Origin of the sequence: Anaerotignum sp., assembly GCF_031981185.1 — a bacterium.
In the GTDB taxonomy this organism is placed as follows: Bacteria; Bacillota; Clostridia; order Lachnospirales; family Anaerotignaceae; genus Chakrabartyella.
On record NZ_DALYUL010000012.1, the window covers coordinates 12780 to 25233 of the forward strand.

Here is a 12454-nt window from a genome sequence, read left to right on the forward strand (position 1 = left end):
GCTCTCCGTATATGGAATAGGCTTTATCCATACAAATACGTCTTAGCTCATCGTCCGCGCCCTCAATTTTAGGTGGAAAGGTTTCATCGGGAATAGGCTTAATTTTTTCAATACGATCGGCAATCACGTTTGTATTTGTGATGACCACTTCCCTTGCCTTTTCTTCCCCCAGATACTGAAATTCTTTCAACATCTCTTCTGTGGTGCGAAAATATAAAGGTGGTTGTTTATCCGCATCGGAAAACCCTTCTGCAGCCATTATGATTTTTCGATACACTTCATCGTCAGGGTCAATGAAATGAACGTCACAGGTAGCAACAACAGGCTTATGGTATTTTTCTCCAAGGTTAACAATCTTTCGATTGATTGCCTTTAAATCTTCCACGGAATGTATTGCCTCTACCCTTGGGGAGTCAATCATAAAATTATTATTCCCTAATGGTTGAATTTCCAAATAGTCATAAAGTCCCACAAGGTTTTCTATGACCTCCTTGGGTGAATTGTCCAATAAAGCACGGTAAATCTCTCCTGCCTCGCAGGCACTGCCTAAAATCAGACCTTCCCTTAAGCGTAATAGCTCACTTTTTGGTATTCTTGGTCTTCGAAAAAAATAATCAATATGGGATAAAGAAACCAATTCATATAAGTTCCGTAAGCCCGTATAATTTTGTACCAAAATAATGGCGTGATGGGCACGCAGTTTTTTATAATTGATCGTTCTGCTAGAAAAAATATTTATTTCATCTAATGTAAAAACATTTTTTTCTGCCAGCATGTCCATAAATTTTAAGAACATTTCAGCTGTAGCCTCGGCATCATTTACAGCTCTATGATGACCTACCAGTGAAATATTCAAATGATCACAAAGAATGTTTAGCTTATGCTTATTCAACTGGGGCAATAAAGCTCTGGCCAGTTCTAAGGTGTCTAATACAGTATGCTCCACTTCGATTTGGCAATATCTCTCCGCAGCCACTCGAATGAAACCCATATCAAAGCTAGCATTATGGGCCACCAAAACAGCATCCTTGGCAAATGCCAAAAATTCCGGCAAAACCTCTTTTATTTTCGGAGCATCAGCAACCATATCGTCGGTAATGCCTGTTAGCTTTGTAATTTCTGCTGAAATTGGTTTCCCTGGATTTACAAAGGCACTGAATCGATCGATAATTTTTCCGTTTTCTAATTTAACGGCACCAATTTCCGTAATCATTTCCGTCTCTCTGGAAAGCCCCGTTGTTTCAATATCAAAAACCACGAAGGTTTCGTTGAGCTTTTGCCCTCTTGACATGGTTACAACATTACCAAGGTCATCCACAAGATATGCTTCCACCCCGTAAATTACTTTTAAGTCTGATTTGCCTGCGGCATTCATGGCATCAGGAAAGGCCTGTACAACACCATGATCGGTAATGGCAATTGCTTTATGACCCCAATCAATGGCACGTTTGATATAATTTTTCACCGGAGTCACACCGTCCATGCTGCTCATTTGGGTATGTAAATGGAGCTCTACTCTTTTTTCTTCCATCGTATCCATTCTAAGGGGTGGAGCCTGTGCAAGATTAATATTCTTAGCCATAATATTAATTTCACGGGCATATTTGTCAAACTGAACATCACCTTGTACCCTTAAATAAGCACCCATTTTAAATCGATCTTGAAGTTCTCCGTCAAAGATACTTTTCTTTACAAAGAATTTGACGGTGGTGGAGTCTGTTTTATCTGTAATATCAAAGGATATAATATATTTTTCCCCTTTAATTTCCCTGCTTTCCACATTAAAAATACTGCCCTCTATGACAACCGTTTCACCAATTATTTTACTTTCAGAAATAGGTATTTTGGTTCCAACACATTCTTTCCCAAATAAAATCCCTTTTTGAACAGAATCAGAAACCCCTGCAGCCACTGCAGCTGATTTTTCTTGCTCCGCCGCCGTTTGTGCCGCAACAATTTTTTGAATAAACTCCGCCGCTTTTTCTTCCTTTGCCTGCTCAAACATTTTGGTTTCTTGTTCAGAAGTGACTACGTTTTTAAATAACGTAGGAATCACTCGACCGGTTTCTTTTTCTATCATTTTCTGACATTCTATATCCAACTTTTTTTGAGCCATAAAGTAGGCCATGTTGTTTTTTACGTGGATATAGAGCTTTCCGTCTTTATATTTCCAAACTGCATCTGAAATAACGCCGGAACAAATTTTGCTTTGTTGTGAAATAAATTCTTTGATGTTCTCCCAATAGATGGATAAAAAATGCTCATCCTCTATTTCATTCAGCATATATTCCAAAGACAAGCGAACCTCTTTTATGCCTGGAATTGCTTGTTGTAGTTCTGTTTTTAATTGCTCTGACTCTTGTAAAGGGATCAGCTTAGGCGAAACAATTTTAACATCCACAGAACGATCTTTTTTATATATGGTTAACTTTTTTACTTCTGTATCGCAAAAAGTTTCTTTCACACCAACAGATAATGAAATTTTTTGAAAAACCTGATTAAAGCTTTGTACTGTCACACTGTCCCTCCTTTCCAAATCTATCTCAATTAAAATCTTTCAATCTCCTCCATCAGAGCAGAAACCAGCTCATGTTCCTTTACTTTTTTGATGATTTCGCCCTTTTTAAACAAAAGTCCCTCGCCTTTACCCCCGGCGATTCCCACATCGGCTTCTCTGGCTTCTCCAGGACCATTGACCACGCAGCCCATCACAGCAACCTTTAAGTTTTTATCAATTCCTTTACAAAGCCCCTCTACCTCATTGGCGATGGAAATTAAATCTATCTGAGTTCTTCCGCAGGTAGGACAGGAAATCAATTCGATGCCAAATTTTCGCAAACCAAGGCTTTTTAAAATCTCTTTTGCCGCACGAATTTCTTCGATAGGGTCGCCCGTAAGAGAAACCCGCAGGGTATCTCCAATACCTGCCGCAAGAATTGCACCTATGCCTACTGCGGACTTAATGGTACCGCTATAAACTGTTCCTGCCTCTGTAATCCCGACATGTATCGGATAGTCAATGGCTTGAGAAAGCAGCCCATAAGCTTCCAAAGAAAACGGTACATCTGATGCTTTAATGGATACAATAATATCATGAAAATCAAACTTTTCAAGAATGTGAACATGGCGAAGGGCACTCTCCACCAAACCTTGTGGGGTAACACCGCCAAATTTTTCTACCAAATCCTTTTCCAGAGAGCCACTGTTTACACCAATACGAATGGGAATGTGCTTTTCCTTCGCCTTTTCCACCACTTGGCGAATGCGACTTTCCTCTCCAATATTTCCGGGATTAATTCGAACTTTATCTATCCCTAATTCCATAACACGCAGAGCCAATTTATAATCAAAATGAATATCAGCAACCAAAGGAATATGTATATGTTTTTTTATTTCTTCCACCGCATTAGCAGCTTCCATATCTAAAATTGCAACCCGAACCAGTTCGCATCCGGCTTCTTCCATCTGCAAAATTTGCTTTACCGTTGCCGCCACATCTCGAGTATCTGTGTTGCACATGGATTGTATGATAATGGGATTTCCACCGCCGATTTTCACGTTTCCCACATTTACTTCTTTCGTCATTTTTCGCAACATATTAGTCACATCCTTATACTTCCACTTATAATATTTCATGAATTTTATATTATCACAATCTAAGAGAATAAAACTATCACTATCGTGAATATTTTTTATTTTGGCGTAAAAAACGCCCAAATGATAGTCATTTGAGCCATATCTTATGAAAGCTCTCTCCTGAACTTTCAAAATGGAAGCATTTAATTCAAAAGCATTTTTTGGTGAAAAGAGAAAACAGGAGACCATAAATATCAAAACAGTCTCCTGTTTCTTCACCAGTTATCGCTTATTAAAAAATATGACCCGTAAAAAGCAATCTATGCAAAAACTTTTACAATATCTCCATATAGAACGAAAACCATTAATCCCATTAAAAAAGCGAATCCAAGAAAATGTATTTTGCTCTCAAGCTCAGGATTTAAAGGTCTTCTGCGTATCGCCTCAACGAGCAACAAAAGAATCCTTCCTCCATCCAGTGCAGGTATAGGGAAAAGATTAAGTACCCCTAAGTTGGCACTTAACACAGCACCAATATAGATTACATTTTGAATTGCTTCCTTAACGCCATAAGTCATACCGGCTTCATAGCTATCTCCTACCATTTTTACAATGGAAATGGGGCCACCATACTCATCCTTGTCTGCTGTAAAGGTAAATACCCTAGCCAAACCCTCTGCTGTAAGTTTTACATAATTCACCATTGAATAGTAGCTGTAGTAAAGGGTATCAGGCACTGAAATACGGCTATAACCTTCAACTGCATCAGCAAATAAGCCAACTTGAATTTCAGGCGCAAATCCAATTAAATAACCCTTGCGTTGAGCATCGTACTTTGGGGTCAATTTATAGGAATACACCTGATTATCTCTAACGACGTCTAGGCGTAACTCCTCACTACCACTTTTATAAATTTGCGCTTCCAACTCATCGTAAATATGAATACGCTTCCCATTAATCCTATACATTTCATCGCCGGCCTGTAAGCCAATTTCCTGAGCAGGCGTACCCGGCAGTACTTCTTTGATTTTTGGAAAAGCCGTATATGAGGTTGATGTAAGCCCGATAATCATAATAAAAGCCAAAAGAAAATTCATAAACGGCCCAGCAAACATAACAATAAAGCGAATGCCTACGGACTTATTTAAAAAAGATCTAGGGCCAATTGAGCCGTCTTCCTCTTGATCCTGCATACGACAAAAACCACCTAAGGGTAAAAGACGGATGCTAAATTCTGTTTCTCCCATCTGGCGAGAAAAAATTTTTGTGCCCATGCCGATGGAAAATTCTTCGACCAAAATACCACTTTTTTTTGCGGCAATAAAATGCCCAAATTCATGTGCAATTACAAGTACACCAATTAAAATCAGCGAAATTAAAATGGAGAACAAGCTCCTACCTCCTTTCGTTTACTGGAAAGTCACACCTGTGGCAAAGTTTCTTGCCCAGTCATCTGCTTCCAATAAATCTTCTAATGTGTAATCATACTTCACAGTATATGCGTTCATAGTCTGTTCTATCAGTTCAGGAATTTGTAAAAAAGATATTTTCCCATTTAAAAATTTTTCTACTGCTATTTCGTTTGCGCCATTTAAAACTGCGGGTAGCGTTCCCCCGATTTCCAGAGCTCGGTAAGCTAATGCCAGACACCGAAAAGTTTCTATATCAGGCTTTTCAAAAGTCAGTGCATTTCTCTGGGTAAAATCCACTTTAGGAAAAGGACTTCTTTTCCTTTTGGGATAGGTTAAAGCATATTGAATGGGAACCTTCATATCTGGCTCGCCCATCTGCGCAATAATTGCACCATCCTCATACTCCACTGCGGAATGCATAATACTTTGAGGATGCACCAGCACCTCTATTTGTTTTTCAGATACGTCAAAAAGCCATTTTGCCTCCATTACTTCTAATCCTTTGTTCATCAGCGTAGCAGAGTCAATTGTGATTTTTCTACCCATAGACCAATTGGGGTGCATTAAAGCATCAGCAGCGGTGACATGCATCAAGTCCTCTTTTTTCTTGCCGCGAAATGGGCCACCTGATGCTGTCAACAGAATGCGACGAATAGGGTTACCTTCATTTCCTTGCAAGGATTGAAAAATTGCTGAGTGCTCACTATCCACAGGATAAATGGAAATGCCTTTTTTCTTTGCTAAATCCATTACCAGTTGACCTGCGGAAACAAGGGTTTCTTTATTTGCCAAAGCAATATTTTTCCCTGCAGAAATAGCCTCAAACGTAGGTTTTAAGCCTACATTCCCAACAACAGAGGTTACAACAGTATCAACGCTGTCTAATGTTGCAACCGCAATCAGTCCTTCCATACCACTTAATACCTTGGTATTGATATCACACAGACGGTCTCTAAGGGTTTTTGCCCGGGTTTCATCCATAACTGCAACATAGCATGGTTTAAATTTCCTTGCTTGTTGCTCAAGTAAATCAATATTATGGTTCCCCGTAATTCCTGAAACTTTGATGTCACCTAAATGCTCAATCACTTCCAAGGTTTGTGTACCAATGGAACCTGTTGAGCCTAAAATTGAAATTTCTCTCATACCTAGATACCTCTTTACGGTTTTGCTTTAATTAAGAAGAACATAATATAATACAAGGCGGGAGCAGTTAAGATTACGCTATCAAAGCGATCTAAAACGCCACCGTGACCTGGTATTAATTTTCCAAAATCCTTTATTCCGTTTATTCTTTTCATGGCTGAGGCTGCTAAATCGCCGATTTGAGCTAAAAAGGAGCCAAAAAAACCGGCTAAACCACATAGCAACAACAAATTCACATCTTCGAACACCACAATCTTCCCAATCCATAGGCCATATGCCAAAGAAAGCAAGGTTGCAGTCATGATACCGCCAATTGCACCTTCGATAGTTTTTTTCGGGCTTAGTGAGGGAATTAATTTATGCTTACCGAAATTGATTCCAATGAAGTAAGCCCCTGTGTCACAGCCAAAAGCTGCAATAAATGCAAGCCAAACTAAATACTGCCCATATGAAAATTCTCTAATTAGATAGATATGAGACAGTAAGAAAAAAGCATAGAAAAAGCCAAAATAACCAGTCATGCCATCCAACGCATTTGTTTTGTCATGACAGATTACCGTGTAAACCAATAATACCACTAGGAAAAAAGAAACAAAAATATTAAAATAATTATTTTGGTTTATAATTTGCTCCATAAAAAGTCCATAATATAATGCAAAAATATATCCAATGATATGCAAACCTGCATTTTCTTTAGAAAATGCGCGATAAAACTCATGCATGCCAATAAGTCCTAAAACAATTACTGAGGCCTTTAACCAAATGCCTCCCGATGCGACAACAAATATCAAAAATGGCAAAAGGGCTACTGCGGAAATGATTCTAGTTTTCAATGAAAAATCACCTCAATTCATCTTCCGCCGAAGCGGCGATCTCTATTTTGATAATAGTAAATTGCTTCTAACAAGTCCTTTTTGCTAAAATCAGGCCACAATACATCAGTAAAATAAAATTCAGAATAAGCAATCTGCCACAAAAGAAAATTGCTAATGCGTTCTTCTCCGCTTGTACGTATAAGCAGCTCAGGATCTGGCACGCCAGCAGTATCTAGATTTTCTTCTACTGTTTCTTCTGTGATATCTTGAAGAGAAATTTGTCCATTTAATGCTTTCTCTGTAATTCTTTGGACGCTGCGCAATAATTCATCTCTTCCACCATAATTTAAAGCGATATGAACTGTCATACCATCTTTTTCTCTGGATTTTTCTTCTACCTCTTGTATCTGTTCCTGAATATCCTTGTCCAAACGAGAGATATCCCCGATTATGTGCATTTTCACATTATCTTTTAAAAAGCGTTGAAAGGAATTTTTTAAATAATGGCGCATTAAATCCATAATGGCATTTACTTCTTCGTCCGAACGCTTCCAATTTTCCGTAGAAAAAGCATAAACCGTGATATGCTGGATACCAAGGTCTTTTGCCTCAGTAATCAAGCGCTCAAACGCCTCTGCCCCGGCCTTATGCCCAGCTTTTCTCGGCAAAGCTCTTTTTGCCGCCCATCGACCATTCCCATCCATTATAATTGCAATATGCTTGGGCAAGCGCGTCATGTCAATGGATACAGCCTTTTCCTTCTTTTGAAAAAACATAAATTTCCTCCGTGTAACAAAGCAACAAAGCCCCTCTTATTACCAGAGGGGCGGATTATATATTTTTTATACCGCAAGGATGTCTTTGCACTTTTCGTCGCATTTTTTATCAATATCTGCAACAAATTTATCTGTCAGTTTCTGTGTCTTATCTTCCAGATCTTTTAATTCGTCCTCGGTAATTTCCTTTTTCTTTTCAATTTTTTTGAAAGCATCCATTGCATCTCTTCTGATATTTCGAATTGCAACCTTAGAGTTTTCAGCTTTCTTTTTTACTTCTTTTGTCAATTCTTTTCTTCTATCCTCTGTTAATTCAGGGAAAACCAAACGGATTATTTTACCGTCATTGTTAGGATTAAGGCCCAAATCTGATGCATTGATAGCTTTTTCAATCAACTTCAAAGTGCTACTGTCCCAAGGCTGAATCTGAATGATACGTGCTTCAGGAACGGTAATATTTCCCACCTGATTGATTGGTGTAGGCGTACCATAATATTCAACTGTAATTTTATCTAGGACATGGGGGTTTGCACGGCCTGCGCGGATGGTTGCATAATCGCTTACCAAAGCCGCAACGGTTTTTTCCATTTTTTCTTCAAAAGGTTTCATTAATTCTGATGCCATAGCATTTGCCTCCTATGATTATTCTATCAAGAAACTGTAACAACTGTACCAATTTTTTCTCCGCTTACCGCACGGATTATACTTTTCTCTTCATTTAAACCGAAAATAACAACGGGGATTTTGCGCTCAAAGCAAAGATTGGCTGCGGCCATATCAATTACCTTAAGGTTATTTTTGACAATTTCTTCCGATTTAATTACATCAATTTTTTTAGCTTTAGCGTTCACCGCTGGGTCGTCATCATAGACGCCATCTATGTTTTTTGCAAAAAATAGCCCATCCACATCAAGCTCTGCCCCTCTTAAGGCTGTAATTGTATCTGTTGAGAAGAATGGATGTCCAAGCCCAGCTGCGAAAATCAGAACCTCGCCCTTTTCCAGTCGTGCCAATGCAGCATCCTTCGAAAAAAGCTCCGTCATGGTACCAAAAGGAATCGGCGTCTGAACGGTGGCTGATACATCGTTTTGTCTGAAAGCGTCTGCCAAATAAATGGCATTCATTACCGTTGCCAACATCCCGATTTGGTCAGCTTTTGTTCGATCCATACCGGAAGTAGCACTTCTGCCACGCCAAAAATTGCCGCCGCCAACAACGAGACATACCTGCGTCCCCTTGTTTATGACTTCTTTTATTTGAGATACTAAACCCCAAATAATACTATCATCAAAAGTGACGCCTTCCTTATCACCAGCTAGAGCCTCGCCGCTTAATTTCAGGACAATTCTCTTATACATTGTAACAGCCTCCTTACCATTCTAATGTATCACAATCTAACTAAAATTACCACATTTTTTACAAAAGTAAAAAAAATACATAATTTCCGAAAAAAAGAAACGCCAGAATTTGGCGTTTCTTTTCAATTTTCTTGTGTTTGACGAAAACAACCACAATTTGCACCATTGCCAACTGTAGCAAGGGCACTCAAAGTTCTCTTATACCAACGTTGCTTTTGCAACTTCATCAGCAAAGTTTTCTTCTTTCTTCTCCAAGCCTTCGCCTGTCTCAAAACGAATAAAACGTGCTACCTGAATAGGAGCGCCTACGACTTTCGCTACGGAATCAATATATTTCTGAACTGTCAGGTCACCATCTTTTACATAAGGCTGTTCAACCAAACACATTTCTTTTAATTCCTTTTTCAGTCTGCCTTCGATCATCTTTGCAATAATCTGATCAGGCTTGCTTGCATTTTTAGGATCATTTTTTGCCTGCTGTGTTAAAATTTCAGTTTCCTTTTCAATAAAATCAGAAGGAACGTCATTCTCAGTGATGAACTTAGGGTTTAATGCAGCAATCTGCATTGCAATGTTCTTGCCCAATTCTTCCAATTCGTGACTTTCATTTTCACAAGCCAACTCAATCATAACGCCAATTCTGCCGCCACCATGAATGTAAGATACCAATTTACCAGACTGTGCTTTTTCAAATTTCTCAAAACGTCTGATGTTAAGGTTCTCGCCAATAATTGCAACCTGCTGGCTTAACGCTTCTTTTACAGTGAACTGAGGATCCAAATCCCACTTTTCTTCAAAGAATGCATCCATATCAGCTGCTGTAGATTTGGAAGCCTGTTTTGCAACAGCTGCAACATAATCTTTGAAAATCTGGTTCTTTGCAACGAAGTCTGTTTCAGAGTTCACTTCGATGATAGTACCGATTTTGTTGTCATCGCTTAAATAAATATCTACAATGCCTTCAGAAGCAATACGTCCAGCTTTTTTTGCGGAAGCGGCAAGACCTTTTTCTCTCAAAAGTTCTACTGCCTTTTCCATATCGCCATCTGTCTCTGCCAGCGCTTTTTTACAATCCATCATGCCAACGCCTGTAGTTTCTCTCAATTCTTTAACCATTGCTGCTGTAATAGCCATGTTTTTTTCCCTCCGTATTTTCTTCAACTAATATGAAAAGAGCTTCAGCCCGTAAGTTGGCTGAAGCTCGGGCAAATGCCTTGTAAATAACTTATTCAGCTACTGTTTCTTCAACAGCTGGCGCTTCCTGCTCACCCTGCTTGGATTCCAAAACAGCGTCAGCAACCTTGGAAGCAATCAGCTTTACTGCGCGGATAGCATCATCGTTACCGGGAATAACATAATCGATTTCGTCAGGATCGCAGTTTGTATCAACGATAGCAACGATAGGGATACCCAAGTTGTGTGCTTCCTGAACTGCAATTCTTTCTTTTCTTGTATCAACAATAAAGAGCATATCAGGCACTTTCTTCATGTTTTTGATACCACCAAGGTTCTTTTCCAGCTTTTCCATCTCATGTAACAAAGCTGCAACTTCTTTCTTAGGCAGTACTTCAAAAATGCCGTCAGCCTGCATTTTCTCTAATTCTTTCAATCTTGCAATTCTTGTTTTGATTGTTGTGAAGTTTGTCAACATACCACCCAACCATCTCTGGTTAACATAGTACATACCGCATCTTTCTGCTTCTTCTTTCAAGCATTCCTGAGCCTGCTTCTTTGTACCAACAAACAAGATTTCGCCGCCGTCTGCAATAGTCTTGCAAACTTCTGCATAAGCCTCATCAACCTTTTTTACAGTTTTCTGTAAGTCGATGATGTAAATACCGTTTCTTTCTGCGAAGATGTATTCCGCCATTTTGGGGTTCCATCTTCTTGTCTGATGTCCAAAATGAACACCTGCTTCTAATAATTGTTTCATTGAAATTACGCTCATAGCGCACCTCCTGTGGTTAGTCCTCCGCATCATTTTCCAGAAGAGACCGACCCTGTCGGCACCGTTCCTCTGGCAACAGATACGTGCGTTTTAAAGTTACCTTTGGGATTATATCATAGACAAATATAAAAAACAACCATTATTACCAAAGTTTTTCTAACTTTTTGATTAAAATGGTTGTTTTTTTGTTTTTTATTCCCCTTCGGGGGGCTTTTCCTTTATATAACCGCACTTCTCATTGGAACAAACGATTTTTACATTTTTACGGCCCTTTTCTACCATAAAACTACCGCACTCTGGACACTTTTCTCCTGTAGGTTTATTCCAAGACATGAAGCCGCATTCGGGATTATTCTCGCATCCGTAATAAATACGACCTTTTTTGGTCTTTCTTATAAGAACCTTTCCACCACATTCAGGGCAGTTTACACCGGCCTCCTCAAAGAACGGCTTTGTATTCTGGCATTCCGGAAAACCGGGGCATGCCAAGAACTTTCCGTAGCGACCATATTTTATCACCATGTTTTTTCCGCATTTTTCGCAGATTACATCACTTACTTCGTCTTTAATTTCCACCTTGGCCAATTTTTCTCTAGCATCCGTTACGCATTCTTGAAAAGCAGGATAAAAATCACGGATAACCTGTTTCCATTCTTCATGGCCGTTTTCCACTTCATCCAAACGTTTTTCCATGTTTGCGGTGAAATCAACATCAACGATATCTGAAAAATACCCTTTCATAATATCATTTACAGCTTCCCCAAGCTCCGTTGGATAAAGGTTTTTTGTCTCTTTGATTACATAATGGCGTGCCAAAATTGTGGTAAGGGTAGGGGCATAGGTACTGGGACGACCAACGCCAATCTCCTCCAGCATCTTAATTAAAGAGGCATCGGTAAATCTTGCGGGAGGTTGAGTGAAATGCTGCTCAGGCAAAAGAGTTTCTACCTTTAAAACATCTCCCTTTTCTAAAAGAGGAATCATTTTTTCGTCTTCATCCTCACCTTTATTATATGCCTCCAAGAAGCCCTTGAATTTTAAACTTGAACCTGAACTTCTAAAGCTATATTCTCCTGCCTGCATTTTCACCGAAAGGGTATCATACACAGCAGGGCTCATTTGGCTGGCAACAAAACGTTCCCATATCAATTTGTACAACCGAAATTGATCCTTTGATAAGGATTCCTTGATACTATCAGGTGTGCGCAATACCTCTGTGGGACGAATGGCCTCGTGAGCATCTTGGGTTTTCCCTTTTGATTTATAGATAACCCGTTCTGGATTTACATATTTTTCGCCATACTCTTCCTTTATAAATGTGACAACTGCCGAATAGGCTTCATCAGAGATACGGAAGGAATCCGTACGAATATAGGAAACCAAACCCACAGTGCCTTCTCCTTTGATGTTGATACCTTCATAT

11 protein-coding genes are annotated in these 12454 nt (G+C 39.3%); all 11 read right to left on the reverse strand.

The genetic code is table 11. The features are described from left to right. Window positions 1-2518 (reverse strand): exonuclease domain-containing protein (locus RTK36_RS08345; RefSeq protein WP_312046139.1); only part of this gene is annotated, 2518 nt, incomplete at its 3' end. 29 nt (window positions 2519-2547) lie between these two features. After that, the gene (gene ispG / locus RTK36_RS08350; RefSeq protein WP_312046141.1) at window positions 2548-3597 is read right to left on the reverse strand and encodes a flavodoxin-dependent (E)-4-hydroxy-3-methylbut-2-enyl-diphosphate synthase; all 1050 of its coding nucleotides are present in this window, start codon (window positions 3595-3597) and stop codon (window positions 2548-2550) included. A 299-nt stretch (window positions 3598-3896) separates the two neighbouring features. Then, entirely contained in the window at window positions 3897-4967 is a 1071-nt protein-coding gene (locus tag RTK36_RS08355; protein WP_312046142.1) for a M50 family metallopeptidase, read from the reverse strand. Between the two features lie 18 nt (window positions 4968-4985). Next, window positions 4986-6134, reverse strand: coding sequence for a 1-deoxy-D-xylulose-5-phosphate reductoisomerase (locus RTK36_RS08360; protein ID WP_312046143.1), 1149 nt, complete (start codon window positions 6132-6134; stop codon window positions 4986-4988). A 14-nt stretch (window positions 6135-6148) separates the two neighbouring features. Then, window positions 6149-6967, reverse strand: coding sequence for a phosphatidate cytidylyltransferase (locus RTK36_RS08365; RefSeq protein ID WP_312046145.1), 819 nt, complete (start codon window positions 6965-6967; stop codon window positions 6149-6151). Between the two features lie 17 nt (window positions 6968-6984). Next, window positions 6985-7725: an isoprenyl transferase gene (locus tag RTK36_RS08370; protein WP_312046147.1), complete on the reverse strand. Its 741-nt coding sequence runs from the start codon at window positions 7723-7725 to the stop codon at window positions 6985-6987. 66 nt (window positions 7726-7791) lie between these two features. Next, entirely contained in the window at window positions 7792-8349 is a 558-nt protein-coding gene (gene frr / locus RTK36_RS08375) for a ribosome recycling factor (protein WP_312046149.1), read from the reverse strand. Window positions 8350-8375: 26 nt separating this feature from the next. Next, window positions 8376-9083 carry a UMP kinase gene (gene pyrH, locus RTK36_RS08380; protein ID WP_312046151.1) on the reverse strand — a complete coding sequence of 236 codons (708 nt, stop codon included), beginning with the start codon at window positions 9081-9083 and terminating at the stop codon, window positions 8376-8378. 198 nt (window positions 9084-9281) lie between these two features. Continuing rightward, complete coding sequence (gene tsf, locus RTK36_RS08385) at window positions 9282-10217, reverse strand: translation elongation factor Ts (RefSeq protein WP_312046153.1); 936 nt, start codon at window positions 10215-10217, stop codon at window positions 9282-9284. 91 nt (window positions 10218-10308) lie between these two features. Continuing rightward, window positions 10309-11031: a 30S ribosomal protein S2 gene (gene rpsB, locus RTK36_RS08390; protein WP_256149758.1), complete on the reverse strand. Its 723-nt coding sequence runs from the start codon at window positions 11029-11031 to the stop codon at window positions 10309-10311. Between the two features lie 192 nt (window positions 11032-11223). Next, the coding region (locus RTK36_RS08395; protein ID WP_312046155.1) for a DNA topoisomerase at window positions 11224-12454 on the reverse strand (1231 nt) is incomplete at its 5' end.